The following is a 20297-nucleotide window of genomic DNA, read 5'->3' as shown; positions in this document are numbered from 1 at the left end:
TCTCAGATCGTCCGCATCCGCATGTCGTGATCGCCCGGCCCGGGAACCGAGGCGAAGAGGTCGATGTTCAGTCGATCAGTAACAAACGAAAACCAAGCATAACGGGGCGATAGCCACATGGATCATCTTTCTGGATACGCGCGCAGACCATTTGCCTTCGTCTTGCGCTATCTTCGGATGCGAATGGCGTCGCATCTGGTGATCCTGACCGCGGTCGTTGCAGCGGTTGCCTGCTCCGTAGGCACGCAATACGGGGTCAAATCCCTGGTCGACGCCTTGTCTGCTGGCCCGTCGCAGAACGGTGGCGTATGGCTGGCATTCATTTTACTCATGTCGCTGATCGCCGCCGACAATTTCCTGTGGCGAATTGCGAGCTGGACGGCGAGCTTCACCTTCGTTCGGGTCACGGGTGATTTACGCCGTGACATATTTCGTCATCTGACCGGGCACGCGCCGAGCTACTTCTCCGACCGCATGCCCGGCATGCTGACGAGCCGCATCACGGCGACGTCGAACGCGGTGTTCACGGTCGAGAACATGTTCGTCTGGAACGTGCTGCCGCCGTGCATTGCCACAGTTGCGGCAATCGCCTTGATTGGAACCGTCAGTCCTTACATGGCGCTCGGCCTGAGCGTGATCGCCGGCGGCATGGTCCTCGCGATGTTCCGCCTCGCCGCCGCCGGCAAACCGCTGCATGACGACTTCGCCGACAAGGCCGCCGCGGTCGACGGCGAGATGATCGACGTCATCAGCAACATGCCGCTGGTCCGCGCCTTCTGCGGCATCGGCCATGAGCATGAGCGGTTCGACGCGACCGTGAACCGCGAACTGACGGCGCGGAGCCGCAGCCTGCGATACCTCGAGAAACTGCGGCTGCTGCACGCCGCAGTGACTGTGGTTCTGACGATCGCATTGATGGCCTGGGCCATCACGCTCTGGCAGAAGAGCGAGGCGACCACCGGTGACGTCGTGTTGGTTTGTACGCTCGGTATCTCCATCCTGAGCGCGACGCGCGATCTCGCGGTTGCGCTGGTCGATGTCACCCAGCACGTCGCGCGGCTGACCGAGGCGATCGCTACGCTGCTGGTGCCTCACGAATTGCGCGACCACCCCGAGGCGGAACCTCTCGTCAAGAGCGGCGCCGCGATCGCATACAATAACGTCACCTTCGGTTATCCCGGCGGCGACAAGATTTTCGAGCGCTTCAGCCTGCGGCTTCAGCCCGGCCAGCGGGTCGGCCTGGTCGGCCAGTCCGGTGGCGGCAAGTCGACGCTGTTCACGCTGCTGCAGCGCTTCTACGATACCGACGATGGCAGCATCACCATCGACGGCCAGGACATCTCCAAGGTCACGCAGCAGAGCCTGCGCGAGGCGATCTCCGTCGTGCCGCAGGACATCTCGCTGTTCCATCGCTCGATCCGCGAGAACATCCGCTACGGCCGGCCGAATGCCACCGACGACGAGGTGCTGCGCGCGGCGATCGCGGCGCGCTGCGATTTCATCGACAGCCTGCCCGAAGGCCTCGACACCATGGTCGGCGACCGCGGCGTCAAGATGTCCGGGGGTCAGCGCCAGCGCATCGCGATCGCGCGCGCCTTCCTGAAGGACGCGCCGATCCTGCTGCTGGACGAGGCCACCGCGGCGCTCGACAGCGAGTCCGAGGAGGCCATCCGCGAGGCGCTGTCGCGCCTGATGCGCGGCCGCACCGTGATCGCGATCGCGCACCGGCTGGCGACGCTGCGCAATTTCGATCGCGTTGTCGTGCTGAGAAATGGTAAGATCATCGAAGACGGATCGCCCGAGCGCCTCATGCAGGGTCATGGCCCCTATCGTGAACTGGTCACGCAGGAAATGAGCCGGCTCGCGCAAGCCGCCGCGTAAAGCCAACAGTCGCGTTATCGAGTCGGTCGCGTTTCAAAACAAGCGCAGGGGAGCTGCTCATGTCGGCTGAAGCCGTAACCCAACTCGTCTCCGTAACGCGGACCTCGGAACAGGTCGCGGAGCAACCCTTCTATATTCCAATGACGGGGCCCTCGGCACGGCCGCGGCGGTCCCTCAAGCACGACGACATGTTCATCGTGCTCGACAGCCATGGCGACATCGGCGCGTCGGCCGGCGGGCCGGATGGCCTGTTCCATCACGATACTCGCTATCTGGCGCGGCTAGAGCTGGTGCTCGACGATCTCCAGCCGCTGCTGCTCGGCTCCAACCTGCGCGACGACAATTCGGCATTGACCATCGATCTGACCAATCCGGACATTTACCGGGGAGACAGCCTGGTCTTGCAGAAGGATCTGCTGCACATCGTGCGCACGATCTTCCTGTGGCGCGGCACCGCCTATCAGCGCATCGGTGTGCAGAACCATGGCGAGCGGCGCGCCAGCTTCGAGCTGACGCTGCTGTTCGACAACGATTTTGCCGACCTGTTCGAGGTGCGCGGCGAGCGCAGGCCGCGCCGCGGGACCGGCACGAGCAGACTGCTCGGGCCGACCGACGTGCTGTTCGAGTATCGCGGTCTCGATGACACTGAGCGCACCACGGGGCTGCATTTCGACCCGCGTCCGACGCGGCTGTCGGTGAACGCGGCGACCTGGCAGCTCGAACTGGACCCTCACGAATCGAAATCGCTGTTCGTGGCCGTATCCTGCAACCGGCCGGTCGCGGAGAAGCCCGCGCGCTTTTTCAGGGGCTTACTCGCCCACCGCCGCGAGATGCGCCAGTCCACGATGGGCGCCGCCAGCTTCGAAACCTCCAACAACATCTTCAACGAGGTGCTGTGCCAGGCCATGGCCGACCTCAACATGCTGATGACGGAGACGCCGCAGGGGCGTTATCCCTATGCCGGCATTCCCTGGTACTCCACGACGTTCGGCCGCGACGGCCTGATCACCGCGCTGCAGATGCTGTGGGTCGATCCGCGCGTCGCCAAGGGCGTCCTGCGCCGGCTCGCGCATTTCCAGGCCAAGGCGGTCGATCCGCTTGCCGATGCCGCGCCCGGCAAGATCCTGCATGAGATGCGCGGCGGAGAGATGGCGGCGCTGCGAGAGGTGCCGTTCGCGCAATATTACGGCAGCGTCGATTCGACCGCGCTGTTCGTCCTGCTGGCCGGGAGCTATTTCGAACGGACCGGCGACGAGAAGACCTTGATCGAGCTATGGCCGGCGATCGAGGCGGGGCTGGCCTGGATCGACGGTCCGGGCGATCCTGACAAGGACGGCTTCGTCGAATACCAGCGCGCGACCGAGAAGGGGCTGGCCAACCAGGGCTGGAAGGATTCGTATGACGCGATCTTCCATGCCGACGGCCAGCTCGCGGAAGGCAATATCGCGCTCGCCGAAGTCCAGGGCTACGTCTACGCCGCCAAGCAGCTCGCCGCGCGTTGCGCCTTGCGGCTCGGCAAGCCGGACCGTGCGCGCAAGCTCGAGGCCGACGCCAAGGCGCTGGCCGAACGCTTCGAGAAGGCGTTCTGGTGCGAGGAGCTCGGCACTTATGCGCTCGCCCTCGACGGCAGGAAGCGGCCCTGCAAGGTGCGGACCTCGAATGCCGGTCAGGTGCTGTTCAGCGGCATGATCCGCGAGGACCGCGCCCGCCTCGTCGCCGCCGATCTGATGCGGCCGCATTTCTTCTCGGGTTGGGGCATCCGCACCGTCGCGCGGGGCGAAGTGCGCTACAACCCGATGTCCTACCATGACGGGTCGATCTGGCCGCACGACAACGCGCTGATCGCGCTCGGGCTCGCACGCTACGGCCTCAAGCACTCGGTGGCGCACGTCTTCAAGGGGCTGTTCGACGCGGCGACCTACATGGACCTGCGCCGTTTGCCCGAATTGTTCTGCGGCTTCCGGCGCGAGAAGCGGCGCGGCCCGACGCTCTATCCGGTCGCCTGCGCGCCGCAGGCCTGGGCCAGCGCGACGCCGTTCACGCTGCTGGAAGCGGCGCTTGGCATCGAGTTCGACGTGGCGCGTGGCGAGATTCGCCTGCGCAACCCGCATCTGCCGGCGTTCCTCAACGAGGTGATCCTGCGCGATCTGCGTCTGGGCGAGTCCAGCGTCGATCTTCGCGTCAGCCGCCATGGCGACGACGTGGCGCTGGAGGTGTTGCGCACGCGCGGCCAGATCCAGGTCTCGATCGTGCTGGCGCGCTAGCGGCGCGCATGGAGGGCGTCATGCGTGCGATCGGAATATTGGGCATAGCCATCGTAGCGAGCCTGGCGGGCGCGACCTCGCACGCCGCGGACGAACCGCCCACAAGCGCGAGTGAGGCCAATGCGCCGGCGACCCAACCGCCGGCCTCGACCGTGCCGGTCACGCCGAAGGATGCCGCCCCGCCGCCGTCGGTGACCATCATCGGCGCGAGCGAGGCCCATGGCGTGCTCGGCCGCGACGTGCGCAGTGCGGCCGGCGAGGACATGGGCCGCATTGTCGACGTCATCGTCGATCGCACCGGCCATGTGCGCGCCGCAGCCATCGATTTCGGCGGTTTTCTCGGCGTCGGCAGCCGCAAGATCGTGGTGGACTGGAACGCGCTGCGCTTCGGCAAGATCGCCAACAAGAAGGACAGCATCACGCTGGAATTGACCAAGGCGCAGGTCGCGGCCGCGCCGGAATACAAGGAAGACACGCCGATCGTCGTGCTCGGTGCGTCCGGCAGCCTTCAACCGCTGCAAGCAATCCAGTGAGGTGCGGGGAGGGCTGACCGCCTGTGCTGTTGTCGAGGAAGCCGAACCATGCAGATCGCGAGGGCCGCGTTGAACAGGACGACGTCGCCGCGCCATCGGTCGCTAGCACCCCGGCGCCGTCGCGCCAGAGCCTGCGTGGCCTCGACTGGTTCATCTTCTTCCTCGCCGACGTGCAGACCGGATTCGGTCCGTTCATCGCGGTCTATCTGACCACCCAGAAATGGACCCAGGTCGAGATCGGTCTCGTGCTGTCGATCGGCGGCATCGTCGCGTTGATCGGGCAGATGCCGGGCGGGGCGATCATCGATGCCGCGAAATCGGAGCGACTGGTTGCCGCCCTTGCGATCGCGACCATCGGCGCTTGCGCGCTGGCCTATGCCGCGATGCCGATCTTCCCCGTCGTGGTGGCCGCGGCCACCTTGCACGCGGCGGCGAGCTGCGTGCTGGGGCCGGCGATCGCGGCGATCAGCCTCGGTCTCGTCGGCCCCTTCGCGATCGGCGAGCGGCTCGGCCGCAATGCGCGCTTTGCCTCGCTCGGCAACGGCGTGGCGGCGGCGGTGATGGGCACCGCGGGCTATCTGTTGTCGAGCCGCTCGGTTTTCCTGGTGACCTTCCTGCTCGCGATTCCGACCCTGATCGCGCTTTCGCGCATCCGCGAGAATGAGGTCGACATCAGGCGCTGTCATGGCGAGATGCCGGCTGACGCAGCCGTGCGCGGCGACACCAACATCTGGCACCTGATCCGGCAGCGTCCGCTCATCATCTTCGCCCTCAGCGTGCTGCTGTTGCAACTCGCCAACGCCTCGATGATGCCGCTGATGGCAAGCGCCGTGACGGCGCGGTCCGCGCAATGGGCGACGGTGCTTGTCGCCTTTTGCATCGTCGTCCCGCAGGCGATCGTGGCGCTGCTGTCGCCAACCGTCGGCCGCAAGGCGCAGGCATGGGGCCGACGGCCTCTACTTCTGATCGGCTTCGGCGCGCTGATGATTCGCGGCTTGCTGTTTGCGACCGTGCGCGATCCATATCTGCTGGTCGCGGTGCAGGTGTTCGACGGCATCACCGCGGCGGTGTTCGCGGTGATGATTCCGCTGATCGTGGCAGACGTCGCCTTCGGCAGCGGCCATTTCAACCTGGCCCAGGGTATCGTCGGCACCGCGACCGGCATCGGTGCGTCCCTGAGCACAGTGCTCGGCGGCTATGTCAGCGACAAGTTCGGCAACGCGACCGCCTTCATCGGGTTGTCCGGCGTTGCCGCGACGGGGCTGTTGCTGATTCTCTTCGTGATGCCGGAGACGCGGCGCACGGCATGATCGCCGCCTCAAGAAAATGGCCGGCCGAAACGAGTTCGGCCGGCCAAGTTGTAGGGAGGAGGAAAGCTAGGATCAGGCGTCGAGATGTTGCAGGCGCTGACGGTTGCGCAGCACGATCTGGCGGGCGCCGGAGAAGCCCAGGATGCCCTGGGTGTGAAGCTGTGACAGCGCGCGCGACACGGTTTCAAGGGTGAGACCGAGATAATCGCCGATGTCCCGGCGGCACATCGGCAGCGCCATCATGCCGGCAACGGCGAGGCGGCGGTCCATTTCGAGCAGGAAGGTCGCAACGCGCTCCATCGCGGTCTTGCGGCCCAGCAGCAGCATGTGGTCCTCGGCATGGCGCAGCTCGCCAGCCGTCATCGCCCAGAGCTTGCGGGCAACCTGGACGTCGGTGCCTGCAGCCTTCTCGAGGCTGGCGCGCTTCACGAGGCGCACGGTGGTGTCGATGATGGCTTCGGCAGCAAGGCGGTGCGCGGGACCGGATTCGAGGCCGAACACGTCGCCGGGAAGATGGAAGGCGCCGATCTGGCGGCGGCCGTCGGAAAGCAGCTTGTAGCTGCTCACTGCGCCGGAGACGACCTGGTAGACATATTCGGCCGGCTCGTCCTCGCCATAGATCTCCTCGTCCTTGCGGTAGGAGAATTCGGTCGCGACCAGACCGACATGGCCGGTGATGGCGCCGAACTGGTCGGTGACGGGATGGGCGGGAGCAGCCTTGCCGATAATCTGGGTGTTGATCGCCGGGGTGTTGATCGTCTGGGTCAGCATCTTCGCCATCTCCGTTGTGATGGCGCTTTGGTACGCGGTATCCGGCGCTTCGAAAATTTCGATCGATATCTTAAGGGGGGCGCCTTACGTAGAATCCCGTAGGTCAGGCGCGGGGATGGTCCTGGATGGCGTGGCGGATGCACTTGACCAGGTTTTCGTCGAGAAGCGGCTTCAAAACCACGTCTTTGATGCCCGCCATCGCAGCCCGGGCCGAGATGTTCTCGTCGGGGTAGCCGGTGATCAGGATCACGGGCACATGGCGGTCCGATTTGCGCAAGCGGCCGGCCAACTCGATGCCATTGATGTCCGGCATCTTGTAGTCGATGACGTAACAGTCCGGTCCTGCCGTGCTGCCGATGTTGAGCAGCGCCGTGCCACTCCTGAAGGTCCGCACGGCAAAGCCGTCGGTCTCCAGCAGGAACCGTAGGGATCCCAGGACGGCGGCGTCATCGTCGACCACAAAGACGGTGGGTCGTGCGGGGGATGACGGCCGCGCAGGATGTGAGCTGACCTCGATCATGATGTCTGGCTAGCATTGCGCCGGGAAGGTGCCTTGACCTGCCTCAATCGTTGAGCATGCCCGCGCGCATCGCCAGCCGGACCAGTTCCGAAAGGCTGTTGGCCTGCATCTTGGTCATGACATTGGCCCGGTAGACCTCGATGGTGCGCGGGCTGATGTCGTATTCGCGCGCGATCAGCTTGTTGGAGAGGCCCGCAATCAGACCTTCCATGACCTGGCGTTCCCTGGGGCTCAAGGACGCGACGCGGGCGGCGATGTCCTGCGCGACGGCTTCGTTCTTGGCGGCAGGCTCGGCCTGGCGGATCGCCGATTCGATCATGGCGGTGAGGCGGTCGTCATCGAACGGTTTTTCCAGGAAGTCGACCGCCCCGAGCTTCATCGCCTCGACCGCGAGCGGCACGTCGCCATGACCGGTCATGATCAGGATCGGGAACGCGCTTTGCTGCGCCTTCATCCGCTTGAGCAGCTCGATCCCGTCGAGGCCGGGCATGCGCACGTCGGAGAGAACGCAGCCGAAGCCGAGGCCGGGCAGGGCATCGAGAAAGGCGAGTGCGTCATCAAACAGAGTGACGTCGAAACCCGCGGAATCCAGCAGGAAATTCAGTGAATCGCGCATCGCTGCGTCGTCGTCGATGACGTAGACGTGTCCCTTGGTCGTCATGATCAGCTTTCGTCGGTTGCCGGCAAGGTGAAGCGGAATGTCGCTCCGCCCGCTGCGTTACTCTCGGCCCACATGCGGCCGCCGTGAGCTTCGATGATCGAGCGGCTGATGGAGAGCCCCACGCCCATGCCGGTGTCTTTGGTGGTGAAGAAGGTCTGGAATAGATTTGGAATGACGTCGTCCCGGAAGCCGGAGCCGGTATCGGAGACCTCCACCTCGATCATGTCGTCGGCAACGCGGGTGTTGGCGACGACGAGCTCGCGGCGCGGCGACTGCGCCATCGCCTCCAGCGCGTTGCGGAACAAATTGACCAGCACCTGCTGGATCTGCACCCGGTCGGCGAGCACGAGATCGGCGTCGGGATCGAGGCTGAAGCGGAGCTGCACGTTCTGCTCGCGCGCGCCCGCGAGCCCGAGCGCGCCGGCCTCCTCGATCAGCTTTGACAGGCTCTCGACCCGCTTCTCCGATTCGCCGCGGGACACGAAGTCGCGCAGGCGCCGGATGATCTGGCCGGCGCGCAGGGCCTGCTCCGCCGCGCGATCCAGCGCGTTTTCGACCTTCGGCGTGTTGGGATCGCTGCTACCGGCGAGAAGGCGCCGCGACCCCTTCATGTAATTGCTGATCGCCGCCAGCGGCTGGTTGAGCTCGTGGGCGAGCGCAGAGGCCATTTCGCCCATCGCGGTCAGCCGGGAGACGTGGACGAGCTCGGATTGCAATTCCTGGAGCCGGGCCTGGGTCTGCTGATGCTCGGTGAGGTCGCGAACGAAGCCCGTGAAATAGGGCTCGCCGCCGGATTCCATCTCGCCGATCGACAGGTGCATCGGAAAAGTCGTGCCGTCGCGGCGCTTGCCGGTCACGATGCGGCCGATGCCGATGATGTGCGGATCGCTCGTGGTGCGGTAACGGGCGATGTAGCTGTCGTGCCGGGTGCGATCGGGCTCCGGCATCAGGATGTTGACATTCTGGCCGATCGCCTCGTGCTCGGACCAGCCGAACAGGCGCTCCGCGGCCGTGCTGAAAAGCTGCATGATGCCATGGCCGTCGATCACGATCATGGCGTCAGGAATGGTATGGAGAATGGAGCGGAGGTGGGTCTCGCGCGTGCGGAGCGCCTCCTCGACCTGCTTTTCCTCGTCGATGTCGAGAAAGATGCCGGTGAGATGCCGGGCGGTCCCTGCGTCGTCCCTGATAACCCCGGCCCGGGCGCGGATCCACTGCCCGCTGCCGGAGGCGTTCGTGACCCTGAAGGACACGTCGAAGCTGCCGCCACGCTCGGAAACCCGCTTGATTGCGCTCTCGACCCGCTCTCTGTCCGTGGGTTGAAGCCGCGACAGGAAGAGATCGTAGGTCGCCGGTTGATCCCGCTCGATGCCGAGCAAGGCCCTGGCGGTGTCGGACCAGTCCAATTCCCGTGTCGCGAGGTCGAGATCCCAGGTGCCGACGCCAAAGCCCTCGATCCGAACGCGAAAGCGTTCGCCCCGACCGTCGTCCTGCGAGTGCGTTACGCGGGTCGGCGACAAATGATGCTCCTGTCCTGACGCGGCGGTCCCGGACGGGATTACCGCTCGCCTAATGTCGCCCAAGGCCGGGCCGGAGGCAAGTTCTGTTGCCCGCCCGTTGACGGCAAGCCGGGCGTCGGCGGCCTCCTTGATCTATCTCATCTCCATGTGCGGAGGCAGGCGTAAGCTTCACCCAAGTCTTTGCACTGGAGAATTCCGATGACATACGCGACGGTGATGGTCACCCTGGCGCTCGATCAGCCCAACGAAGCGCGTCTTCAGGTCGCCGGTGAGCTTGCTGAACGATTCGAGGCTGCCATCGTCGGGGTCGCCGCGGCGCAGTTTGCACCGCCGCTCTATTTCACCGACGGCGCCGAGGCGCAAGCGCTGATCGACGACGGCGAAGCTTCGGTCAAGGGTCGGCTGGCCGGCCTCGAGGCGCAATTCCGTGCGGCGACCAGGAATCGTGGCGGACATGCGGAGTGGCGCAGCGCCATGGACTTTCCGGCGCGATTCGCCCTGGCGCAGGCGCGCTGCGCCGACATCGTCGTCAGCGGCGGGCAGAGCCCGGCCTTCTCCGACGCGTTCGCGCTCGCAAGTCCCAAGGATCTGGTGATGCAGGCCGGTCGCCCGCTTCTCGTCGTCCCCGATCGGGCCAACTGGCTCGATCTGCGCAGCGTGCTGGTGGCGTGGAAGGACACGCCGGAGGCGCGGCGGGCGGTGGCCGATGCGCTGCCGATGCTGCGCAAGGCGAGGGACGTCACCATCGCCACAATTCCGGAGCGCGACGACGACCGTTCGGTCGTGACGGCCGGCGTCACCGACGTGGCCGCCTGGCTCGCCCGTCACGGCGTCACCGCGACGGCGCGCATCTGCGAGGGCGCCCGGAACGAGACCGCCGCCGCGCAACTGGAGCAAGTCGCGGGCGACGTCGATGCCGGCCTGATCGTTGCGGGCGCTTATGGTCATTCGAGGTTTCGCGAACTGATCCTGGGAGGCGTCACCCAGTATCTGGTCACGCAGACCGCCCGCATCGTGCTGCTGTCGCACTGACGGCCGGCCGGAATCGAATCGAGGAGACGCGCCGTGTACAGATTTCTTGAACAGACCGTCGACGGCTACATGACGCGCAACGTCAAGGCGGTGCAGCGCGACCGTGATCTGCTCGAGCTCAGCGAGATGTTCGAGACCGACGATTTCAACTCCTATCCGGTCGTGGACGACGGACAGGTGGTGGGAATCGTCACCAAATTCGACATCCTGAAGTGCTTCGCCTTCACGCCGAGCCAGATGCTGCCGCGCTATCACGACCTGATGAGCCGCAAGGTCGGCGACGTCATGACGCCCGAGTTCATCTATGTCAGTCCCGACACGCGCCTGACGCGCGTGCTCCAGATCATGGTCGAACACCGCATCCGGAGCATCATCGTGCTCGACAGCGCGCAGAAGCTGGTCGGAATCATCGCCCGCGAGGACGTCATCGCAGCACTCAAGGCGACGGCGCAGGACTGACGGACCATCCCTGATCGAGATTCATCGTCGCCTCCGGGAATTTACGGAGGCGGCTTCCGTTCGCGTGTCACGCCGGGCCGGCGTCCTCGTGCGTCGAGATATTCGAGGGAACCGGCAAGATCGTCGACGGATCCGAAGAACTTAAGTGCTGCTCTTGATTGAAATCAATTCCCGGTGAGGGCGGATGTGGTTTTTGGCGCTGTGTTCTTTCAGAGAGAATCCGCATGAGCCAGCCCTCCATCTCCAAATCCATGACCATCGGTGAAAGCGGCCTGGCTGTCGTGTTCGCAGTCACCGCCTTCCTCTGCGTGATCGCCGCAGCCAAGGCGCTCGATGCGCCCTTCGCCTTCCATGCCGCGCTCAGCGCGGCGGCGAGCCTGGCCGCGGTGTTCGTCATCGTCAACCGCTACCTCGATCGCCCGGCGGCGCTGCCGCCGGAGGAGATCAACGGTCGCCCCAACTACAATATGGGTCCGATCAAGTTCTCCTCCTTCATGGCGATGTTCTGGGGCATTGCCGGCTTCCTGGTCGGCCTCATCATCGCCTCGCAGCTGGCCTGGCCCGCGCTGAACTTCGATCTGCCCTGGACCAGCTTCGGCCGCCTGCGGCCGCTGCACACCTCGGCCGTGATCTTCGCGTTCGGCGGCAACGTGCTGATCGCGACCTCGTTCTACGTGGTGCAGAAGTCCTGCCGCGCGCGCCTTGCCGGCGATCTCGCGCCGTGGTTCGTCGTGGTGGGCTACAATTTCTTCATTCTGATCGCCGGCACCGGCTATCTGCTCGGCGTCACCCAGTCGAAGGAATATGCCGAGCCGGAATGGTACGCCGATCTGTGGCTGACCATCGTCTGGGTCGCCTATCTGCTCGTCTTCCTTGCCACCATCATCAAGCGCAAGGAGCCGCACATCTTCGTCGCGAACTGGTTCTATCTCGCCTTCATCGTGACGATCGCGGTCCTGCATCTCGGCAACAATCCGGCGCTTCCCGTCTCGGTGTTCGGCTCGAAGTCCTACGTCGCCTGGGGCGGCATCCAGGACGCCATGTTCCAGTGGTGGTACGGCCACAACGCGGTCGGCTTCTTCCTGACCGCCGGCTTCCTCGCCATCATGTACTACTTCATCCCCAAGCGCGCCGAGCGGCCGATCTATTCCTACCGGCTGTCGATCATCCACTTCTGGGCGCTGATCTTCCTCTACATCTGGGCTGGTCCCCACCATCTGCACTACACGGCGCTGCCGGACTGGACGCAGACGCTGGGCATGACCTTCTCGATCATGCTGTGGATGCCCTCCTGGGGCGGCATGATCAACGGCCTGATGACGCTGTCGGGTGCCTGGGACAAGCTGCGCACCGACCCCGTGCTGCGCATGCTGGTGGTCTCCGTCGCCTTCTACGGCATGTCGACCTTCGAAGGCCCGATGATGTCGATCAAGGTGGTCAACTCGCTCAGCCACTACACCGACTGGACCATCGGCCACGTGCACTCCGGCGCGCTCGGCTGGGTCGGCTTCGTCTCCTTCGGCGCGCTGTACTGCCTGGTGCCGTGGGCGTGGAATCGCAAGGGCCTCTACAGCCTGAAGCTCGTCAACTGGCACTTCTGGGTCGCGACCCTCGGCATCGTCCTCTACATCTCGGCAATGTGGGTGTCCGGCATCCTCCAGGGCCTGATGTGGCGTGCCTACACCTCGCTCGGCTTCCTCGAATATTCCTTCATCGAGACCGTCGAGGCGATGCATCCCTTCTACATCATCCGCGCCGCCGGCGGTGGGCTGTTCCTGATCGGCGCGCTGATCATGGCCTACAATCTCTGGATGACCGTTCGCGTCGGCGAACAGGAAGTTCAGATGCCCGTCGCTCTTCAGCCGGCGGAATGAGGAGCTAAAGCAATGTCGTTCTGGACACGCCACCAAGTCTTCGAAAAGAACTCGATCGTCCTGATCGTCGGCATCCTGCTGGTGATCGCGATCGGCGGTCTCGTCGAGATCACCCCGTTGTTCTACCTCAAGAGCACGATCGAGAAGGTCGACGGGGTCAGGCCCTACACGCCGCTGGAGCTGGCGGGGCGCAACGTCTACGTCCGCGAGGGCTGCTATCTCTGCCATTCGCAGATGGTCCGCCCCCTGCGCGACGAGGTCGAGCGCTACGGCCACTTCTCGCTCGCCGCCGAGAGCATGTACGACCACCCGTTCCAGTGGGGCTCCAAGCGCACCGGGCCGGATCTTGCCCGCGTCGGCGCCAAATACTCCGACGACTGGCACGTCACCCATCTGACCAACCCGCGGGCGATCGTGCCGCAGTCGGTGATGCCCGGCTACCCGTTCCTCAGCAAGACCGAGGTCGACCCGGATGCGATCGCCGGCGACATGCGCACGCTGAGGGTCGTCGGCGTGCCCTATAGCGACGAGCAGATCGCCAATGCTGCCGCCGATATGAAGGCCCAGGCCGATCCGGAGAACGCCGGCACCGACGCCTTCAACAAGCGCTACGCCAAGGCCGTCGTGCGCAATTTCGACGGCAAGGCCGGCACGCCGACCGAGATGGATGCGCTGATCGCGTACCTGCAGATGCTCGGCACGCTGGTCGACTTCAAGATCTACAACGAGAAAGCCAATCTACGCTGAGAAGGCACGTACGATGAAAGCTATCCTGTCAGTCCACAATCTAGCGTCCGAGCTCGTGACGACGATCTGGACGCCGGTGTTCGTCGCGATCTTTCTCGCGATCATCGCCTACGCATTTTGGCCCCGTAACAAGGCTGCTTTCGATGAAGCAGCACACCTGCCGTTGCGGGAGGAGTGAGAGACCATGACCGATCATCATAGCGACATCGATTCCGTCTCCGGCAAGTCCACGACCGGGCACGAGTGGGACGGCATCAAGGAGCTCAACACGCCGCTGCCGCGCTGGTGGGTGATCTGCTTCTACCTCACCATCGTCTGGTCGATCGGCTACTGGGTCGTCTATCCGGCCTGGCCGCTCGTCTCCAGCAACACCACGGGCATGTTCGGCTACTCCTCGCGCGCCGACGTCGCGGTCGAACTCGCCAATCTCGAGAAGATCCGCGGTGACAAGATGACGGCGCTGGGAGCGGCCTCGCTCGCCGACATCGAGAAGGACCCGGCCTTGCTGGCGCTCGCCCGCGCCAAGGGCAAGACCGTGTTCGGCGACAATTGCGCGCCCTGCCACGGCTCCGGCGCCGCCGGCGCCAAGGGCTATCCGAACCTGAACGACGACGACTGGCTGTGGGGCGGCACGCTCGACCAGATCATGCAGACCATCCAGTTCGGCGCACGTTCTGGTCATGCCAAGACGCATGAGGGCCAGATGCTCGCCTTCGGCAAGGACGGCGTGCTGAAGGGTGACGAGATCGTCACGGTCGCCAATTACGTGCGGTCGCTGTCGGGCCTGTCGACCCGTCAGGGCTTCGACAAAGCCAAGGGTGAGAAGATCTTCGCGGAAAACTGCGTCGCCTGCCACGGCGACGGCGGCAAGGGCAACCAGGAGATGGGCGCCCCGAACCTGACCGACAAGATCTGGCTCTACGGCTCCGAAGAGGCGAGCCTGATCGAGACCATCGGCCAGGGCCGTGCCGGCGTGATGCCGGCCTGGGAAGGGCGGCTCGATCCCGCCACCATCAAGGCGATGGCGGTCTACGTCCACTCGCTCGGCGGTGGAAAATAGCGGATCCGCGGCTCGAACGGTTCAGGCGGGGGCGAACAAAAGTGCCCCCGTTTGAGCTGGATCAACTGATGCGGCGGTGTCGGGTCTAGGTTCAATCGCACCTCTTTCAGAAGTTCCAAGCGATGAACAAGACCGTCAACCCGAACGAGCTGAAGCCTGCGGACGACAACGGACCGCTCTACGCGGCCCGCAAGAAGGTCTATCCGCAGAGCGTCTCCGGCACCTTCCGCCGGATCAAATGGGGCCTGATGGCGATCTGCCTCGGCGTCTATTATTTCCTGCCGTTCGTGCGCTGGAACCGCGGCCTTGGCGCCCCCAGCCAGGCGGTGCTGATCGATCTTCCCAACAGCCGCTTCTACTTCTTCTTCATCGAGCTGTGGCCGCAGGAGGTCTACTACTTCACCGGCCTGTTGATCGTGGCCGCGGTGGCGCTGTTCCTGATGAACTCGGTCGGCGGCCGCATCTGGTGCGGCTATCTCTGTCCGCAGACGGTGTGGACCGACCTGTTCTACGCGGTCGAGCGTCTGATCGAAGGTGACCGGCGCGAGCGGATGAAGAAGGACAAATCGTCCGACCCCCTGAAGCTCGAGCGCATCTCCGAGATCGTGCTCAAGCATTCGATCTGGCTCATGATCGCCTGGTGGACCGGCGGCGCCTGGGTGCTCTACTTCAATGACGCGCCGACCCTGGTGAAGGAGCTCGTCACCTTCCAGGGGCCGATGATCGCCTATATCTGGATCGGCATCCTCACTGCGACGACCTACATCCTCGCCGGCTACATGCGCGAGCAGGTCTGCACCTATATGTGCCCGTGGCCGCGCATTCAGGCCGCGCTCACCGACGAATGGGCGCTCAACGTCACCTACCGCTACGACCGTGGCGAGAAGCGCACCTCGGTCAAGAAGGCTGCCGAGCTGCGCGCGCTCGGCGAGCAGGTCGGCGATTGCGTCGATTGCTACCAATGCGTCGCGGTCTGCCCGACCGGCATCGACATCCGCAATGGACCGCAGATGGAGTGCATCCAGTGCGGCCTGTGCATCGATGCCTGCGACAACGTGATGGCCAAGATCGGCCGGCCGAAGCGGCTGATCGGCTACGACAACGACATCAACATCCATCGCCGCCAGGAAGGCAAGGCGCCGATCTACCGGATCGTCCGGGCCCGCACCATCGTCTACAGCGCGATCATCGCGGCGATCGGCGGCTTCATGGTCTATACGCTGGCGACCCGCAGCCTGCTCGACGTCAACGTGCTGCACGACCGCAATCCGGTCGCGGTCAAGCTCAGCGACGGCTCGATCCGTAACGCCTACACGGTGCGGCTGTTGAACAAGAGCGGCTACGATCGCGCCATCGCCATCGACGTCGAGGGGCCGGTCAATCCCACGATGCACGTCGTCGGCGTCGATTCGGTGACGCCGGATCGGCCGATCATCGTGATCCCGCGCGACTCCACCAGCGAGCTGCGGCTGCTCGTCACCGCACCGGCTGAAAACAACCCGGAGAAGTCAATTCCGGTTCGCTTCCACGTCATGGATATCGGCCTCGGCGTCGCCGCGAGCGCCACCGACAATTTCGTCGCGCCGTAAGTTCAGGAGACCGTCATGTCATCCAAGCCGCTGACTGGAACCAAGGTCTTCCTGATGCTGGTCGCTTTCTTCGGCCTCGTGATCGGCGTCAACGTCACCATGATGAAGCTGGCGATCGCGACGCTGCCCGGCACCGACGTCGACAGCCCCTATGCCGCCGGCCTGACCTACGAGCGCGAGATCTTGGCGGCGCACGACCAGGCTTCGCGCAAATGGAAGGTCAACGCCCATATCGAGCGCCGCAACGACGGCGGCGCAATGGTCCAGGTCGAGGCGCGCGATGCCGGCGGCCAGCCGATCTCCGGGCTGAAATTCGGCGGACGCCTGGAAAGGCCGACCGACAAGCGCGCCGATCTCGCCGTCGAGCTCACCGAGGCCGGCATCGGCCTTTATCGCGGCGATGCCGCGTCCGTCGCGCCGGGCCAATGGGACCTGGTGATCGAGGGCGAGGCGCGGGGGACGCGCGTGTTCATGTCGCGCAATCGCGTGATCCTGAACTGAAGGATTTTGTCATGCAGGTCACGCGCGATTTCTCTCACTATGTTCGCGATGCGGGCGAAGGGGTCCAGCATATCGACCTCGCGGTCGAAGGCGTTCACTGCGCCGGCTGCATGGCCAAGATCGAGCGCGGCCTGTCCGCCATCCCCGACGTCACGCTGGCGCGCGTCAACCTCACCGACCGCCGCGTCGCGCTGGAATGGAAGGCGGGCACGCTCGACCCCGGCCGCTTCATCGACCGGCTCGAGGAGCTCGGCTACAAGGCCTATCCGTTCGAGACCGAGAGCGCGGAGGTGGCGGAGGTCGCCGAATCGCGCTTCCTGCTGCGCTGCCTCGGCGTCGCCGCCTTCGCCACCATGAACGTGATGATGCTGTCGATCCCGGTGTGGTCGGGCAACGTCTCGGACATGCTGCCCGAGCAGCGCGACTTCTTCCACTGGCTCTCGGCGCTGATCGCGCTGCCGGCGGCGGCCTATGCCGGCCAGCCTTTCTTCCGTTCGGCCTGGCGCGCGCTGTCGGCGAAGACGACCAACATGGACGTGCCGATCTCGATCGGCGTGATCCTGGCGCTCGGCATGTCCGTGGTCGAGACCGTCCACCACGCCGAGCACGCCTATTTCGACGCGGCGATCATGCTGCTGACCTTCCTCCTGGTCGGCCGCTTCCTCGACCAGAACATGCGGCGGCGGACCCGCGCGGTCGCCGGCAATCTCGCGGCGCTGAAGGCGGAGACGGCCGCGAAGTTCATAGGTCCCGACGAGATCTCGCAGGTGCCGGTCGCTGCGATCCATCCCGGCGACATCGTGCTGCTCAGGCCCGGCGAGCGCTGCGCGGTCGACGGCACCGTGATCGAGGGCCGCTCCGAAATCGACCAGAGCCTGATCACCGGCGAGACGCTCTATGTCACGGCCGAGCATGGCACGCCTGTCTATGCGGGATCGATGAACATCTCCGGCACGCTGCGGGTGCGGGTCTCGGCTGCGTCCGAGGCGACGCTGCTCGCCGAGATCACGCGGCTGCTCGACAACGCGCTGCAGGCGCGCTCGCGCTACATGCGGCTCGCCGATCGCGCCTCGCGGCTGTACGCGCCGGTGGTGCATGCGACCGCGCTTCTGACCATCCTCGGCTGGGTGGTTGCAGGCGCGTCCTGGCATGATGCGATCGTGACCGGCGTTGCCGTGCTGATCATCACCTGTCCCTGTGCGCTAGGCCTTGCCATTCCGACCGTGCAGACCATCGCCTCCGGCGCGATGTTCAAGTCCGGCGTGCTGCTCAATTCCGGCGATGCGATCGAGCGGCTGGCCGAGGCCGACCATGTCATCTTCGACAAGACCGGCACGCTGACGCTGCCCGATCTCGAAGTGATGAATGCCGCCGACATTCCCACTGACATCTTCGAACTCGCTGGCCGGCTCGCGCTGTCGAGCCATCATCCGGTCGCCGCCGCCGTGGCGCAGGCCGCCGGCGCCAAGTCGCCTGTGGTCGGTGCGGTCGAAGAGGCCGGGCAGGGCGTCCATGCGACCGTAGACGGCATCGCGCTTCGGCTTGGCCGCCCCTCCTTCTGCGGCGCTGAAGCGCTGGTCGGCAGCGCCATGGTCGATCCCGAAGCCTCCATCGTCGCGTTCAGCAAGGGCAACGAAAGCTTCATCCTCTCGGTTCGCCAGGGCCTTCGCCCGGATGCGCAGGCCGTGATTGCAGCGCTGAAGGCGCGCAACATCGGCATCGAGATCCTCTCCGGCGACCGCGAGCCGGCGGTGAAGGCGGCGGCGCATGCGCTCGCAATCCCCGAATGGCGCGCCGGCGTGACGCCTGCAGACAAGATCGCGCGGATCGAGGAATTGAAGCAGCGCGGCGCCAAGGTGCTGATGGTCGGCGACGGCATGAACGATGCGCCTTCGCTCGCGGCGGCCCATGTCTCGATGTCCCCGATTTCGGCCGCGCATCTGAGCCAGGCCACCGCCGATCTCGTCTTCCTCGGCCGGCCGCTGGCTCCGGTGGTCGCCGCGATCGATGCCTCGCGCAAGGCGCTGCATTTGATGCGGCAGAATCTCTGGCTTGCGATCGGCTACAATGTCCTCGCCGTGCCGGTTGCGGTCAGCGGTGTCGTGACGCCCCTGATTGCGGCGGCGGCGATGAGCGGATCCTCGATCCTGGTCATGCTGAATTCGCTGCGCGCCCGCAGCGCCTCGCGGGAGATCGTGTGATGGAGATCCTGGTTATCCTGGTCCCGCTGGCCTTGATGCTCGGCGGTGCCGGCCTCGTCGCCTTCCTGTGGTCGCTCCGGAGCGGCCAGTACGACGATCTCGACGGGGCCGCCTGGCGCGCCATCGCCGACGACGAGCCGCCGCAGGAAGCCCCGGCCAAGCGCTAGCGCTTCAGGGCGAAGGTGAGCAGGGCTGCGACCCCCAGGGCCATGCCGATTCCGGCCACGCATGCATGCCAGCCGAAGGTGTCGAACAGGCGTCCGAGCACGGCCGTACCGATCAGCCCGCCGCTGAAATAACACGCAAGGTAGGTCCCGCTGGCGATGCCGCGGTTGTCGGCGGCCGCCTGTCCGACCAACCCTGTCGCTGCTGCCTGCGCGAAGAATGTGCCGACGCCGACCAGCACCATACCGGTGAGGACTTCGCCCAGATGCGGCATCAGCATCAAGGGCAGGCCCAGCCCGGCAATGGCGAGCGCGCCCCAGATGGTCGGACGCGTTCCGAGCTTTGACGCCACCCTGCCGGCCAGAAGCGTCGTGACGACCGACGGCAGGAAGACGAAATAGACCAGGCCCAGATCCATCATCCCCAGCGCCAGCGGCGGCCGCACCAGCACGAAATTCACGAAGGTGAAGGTGCCGATGAAGGCGAACAGGATGCAGAAGCCGATGCCGAAGGCAGCGCGCAGCCGCGGATTGCGCCAATGTGCGATCATGGCGGCCAGCGGCGGTTCCGGCGGCGCCGCCGCATGCATGGGCGGCACGTGCTTGATCGTGACGTAGACCAGCGCCGCGCCCGCAAGATTGAGGGCCGCGAAGAAATAGAAATTCCAGGCGAGGCCGAGACTGTCGGCAACCGCCGCCGAAATCAGCCGCCCAACGAGATTGCTCGCAACGTTCCCCGTGATGTAGGCAGCAAAAGCGCCGCCGGCGTCCATCGCGCTGCATTGCTCGCCGAGATAGGCGAGGGTGAGCGCGAAGGCTGACGCCATGCAAAGGCCCTGTGCGACCCGCAGGGCGGTGAAGACGGCAAGATTTGGCGCCGAGGCCAGCAGGCTGGTCGGGATCGCCAGCAGCGCCAGGCTGAGCAGGATGCCGCTGCGACGGTCGATGTGCGGGCTGAAAAGGCCGACCACGAGGCTGGCCGTGGCCATGCCGAAGGTGCTGGCGTTGACGGCAAAGCCCATCGCCGCCGGCGTGACGCCGTAGTGCCGCGTCAGCGAGGGCAGGATCGCCTGCGTCGCGAAGAGGTCGACGACGGTCAGGAACGCGGTGAGGCCGATGACGAGCGAGCGCAGCGCCAGACCCGGCGCGTGCGCCTCCATTGTCGGCGTGGCCGGTTTGATCAGTGCGGAAAGATCGGTCATGTCGGTCG

At 65.3% G+C, this 20297-nt stretch carries 19 protein-coding genes; 14 read left to right on the top strand and 5 right to left on the bottom strand.

Annotated features, from left to right (window positions below; all coding sequences use genetic code 11):
* Positions 1–117: 117 nt before the first annotated feature.
* From RPS27_RS36345 to RPS27_RS36330, 4 genes are read left to right on the top strand one after another with little or no spacing between them, the layout of a single operon-like run.
* The gene (locus RPS27_RS36345; protein ID WP_212065387.1) at positions 118–1881 is read left to right on the top strand and encodes an ABC transporter ATP-binding protein; all 1764 of its coding nucleotides are present in this window, start codon (positions 118–120) and stop codon (positions 1879–1881) included.
* Between the two features lie 59 nt (positions 1882–1940).
* Complete coding sequence (locus RPS27_RS36340; protein WP_212065386.1) at positions 1941–4145, top strand: amylo-alpha-1,6-glucosidase; 2205 nt, start codon at positions 1941–1943, stop codon at positions 4143–4145.
* Positions 4146–4165: 20 nt separating this feature from the next.
* Positions 4166–4678, top strand: a complete 513-nt coding sequence (locus RPS27_RS36335) for a PRC-barrel domain-containing protein (protein WP_211417872.1) — start codon at positions 4166–4168, stop codon at positions 4676–4678.
* A gap of 23 nt (positions 4679–4701) precedes the next feature.
* A complete protein-coding gene (locus RPS27_RS36330; protein WP_212065385.1) occupies positions 4702–5988 on the top strand; it encodes an MFS transporter in 1287 nt (428 codons plus the stop codon).
* 72 nt (positions 5989–6060) lie between these two features.
* On the opposite strand, the gene RPS27_RS36325 is transcribed toward RPS27_RS36330, so the two are convergent.
* The 4 genes from RPS27_RS36325 to fixL all read right to left on the bottom strand — a co-directional run bounded on the left by RPS27_RS36325 (position 6061) and on the right by fixL (position 9460).
* Positions 6061–6759, bottom strand: a complete 699-nt coding sequence (locus tag RPS27_RS36325) for a helix-turn-helix domain-containing protein (protein WP_194406874.1) — start codon at positions 6757–6759, stop codon at positions 6061–6063.
* A gap of 103 nt (positions 6760–6862) precedes the next feature.
* Entirely contained in the window at positions 6863–7279 is a 417-nt protein-coding gene (locus RPS27_RS36320) for a response regulator (RefSeq protein WP_211417870.1), read from the bottom strand.
* Positions 7280–7322: 43 nt separating this feature from the next.
* On the bottom strand, positions 7323–7940 hold the full coding sequence (gene fixJ, locus RPS27_RS36315) for a response regulator FixJ (protein WP_211417869.1): 618 nt from the start codon (positions 7938–7940) through the stop codon (positions 7323–7325).
* A gap of 2 nt (positions 7941–7942) precedes the next feature.
* Entirely contained in the window at positions 7943–9460 is a 1518-nt protein-coding gene (gene fixL / locus RPS27_RS36310) for a sensor protein FixL (protein ID WP_211417868.1), read from the bottom strand.
* A gap of 198 nt (positions 9461–9658) precedes the next feature.
* On the opposite strand from fixL, the gene RPS27_RS36305 reads away from it, so the two are divergent.
* From RPS27_RS36305 to ccoS, 10 genes are all read left to right on the top strand, one after another.
* Complete coding sequence (locus tag RPS27_RS36305) at positions 9659–10492, top strand: universal stress protein (protein WP_212065384.1); 834 nt, start codon at positions 9659–9661, stop codon at positions 10490–10492.
* Between the two features lie 33 nt (positions 10493–10525).
* Positions 10526–10951 (top strand): HPP family protein, encoded by a 426-nt coding sequence (locus RPS27_RS36300; protein ID WP_211417866.1) that lies wholly within the window; start codon positions 10526–10528, stop codon positions 10949–10951.
* 224 nt (positions 10952–11175) lie between these two features.
* Positions 11176–12825, top strand: a complete 1650-nt coding sequence (ccoN, locus tag RPS27_RS36295; protein ID WP_212065383.1) for a cytochrome-c oxidase, cbb3-type subunit I — start codon at positions 11176–11178, stop codon at positions 12823–12825.
* A gap of 12 nt (positions 12826–12837) precedes the next feature.
* Positions 12838–13572 carry a cytochrome-c oxidase, cbb3-type subunit II gene (gene ccoO, locus RPS27_RS36290; RefSeq protein WP_212065382.1) on the top strand — a complete coding sequence of 245 codons (735 nt, stop codon included), beginning with the start codon at positions 12838–12840 and terminating at the stop codon, positions 13570–13572.
* 13 nt (positions 13573–13585) lie between these two features.
* Positions 13586–13750, top strand: a complete 165-nt coding sequence (locus tag RPS27_RS36285) for a cbb3-type cytochrome oxidase subunit 3 (protein WP_194406882.1) — start codon at positions 13586–13588, stop codon at positions 13748–13750.
* A 6-nt stretch (positions 13751–13756) separates the two neighbouring features.
* Positions 13757–14632 (top strand): cytochrome-c oxidase, cbb3-type subunit III, encoded by an 876-nt coding sequence (ccoP, locus tag RPS27_RS36280; RefSeq protein ID WP_212065381.1) that lies wholly within the window; start codon positions 13757–13759, stop codon positions 14630–14632.
* A gap of 122 nt (positions 14633–14754) precedes the next feature.
* Positions 14755–16221, top strand: a complete 1467-nt coding sequence (gene ccoG / locus RPS27_RS36275) for a cytochrome c oxidase accessory protein CcoG (RefSeq protein WP_212065380.1) — start codon at positions 14755–14757, stop codon at positions 16219–16221.
* 15 nt (positions 16222–16236) lie between these two features.
* Positions 16237–16722 carry a FixH family protein gene (locus RPS27_RS36270; RefSeq protein ID WP_212065379.1) on the top strand — a complete coding sequence of 162 codons (486 nt, stop codon included), beginning with the start codon at positions 16237–16239 and terminating at the stop codon, positions 16720–16722.
* A gap of 11 nt (positions 16723–16733) precedes the next feature.
* Positions 16734–18923, top strand: coding sequence for a cation-translocating P-type ATPase (locus tag RPS27_RS36265; RefSeq protein WP_212065378.1), 2190 nt, complete (start codon positions 16734–16736; stop codon positions 18921–18923).
* The gene (gene ccoS / locus RPS27_RS36260; protein ID WP_008550618.1) at positions 18923–19090 is read left to right on the top strand and encodes a cbb3-type cytochrome oxidase assembly protein CcoS; all 168 of its coding nucleotides are present in this window, start codon (positions 18923–18925) and stop codon (positions 19088–19090) included. The genes RPS27_RS36265 and ccoS overlap by 1 nt, the downstream gene beginning before the upstream one ends.
* Here the strand turns inward: ccoS and RPS27_RS36255 are convergent.
* A complete protein-coding gene (locus RPS27_RS36255; RefSeq protein ID WP_212065377.1) occupies positions 19087–20289 on the bottom strand; it encodes an MFS transporter in 1203 nt (400 codons plus the stop codon). The two genes, ccoS and RPS27_RS36255, sit on opposite strands and share 4 nt — an antisense overlap.
* Positions 20290–20297 lie beyond the last annotated feature (8 nt).

The organism is Bradyrhizobium sp. WYCCWR 12699 (assembly GCF_032144035.1).
In the GTDB taxonomy this organism is placed as follows: domain Bacteria; phylum Pseudomonadota; class Alphaproteobacteria; order Rhizobiales; family Xanthobacteraceae; genus Bradyrhizobium.
The sequence above is the reverse complement of the archived record's forward strand: the minus strand, read 5'-3'. Positions and strand labels throughout refer to the sequence as shown.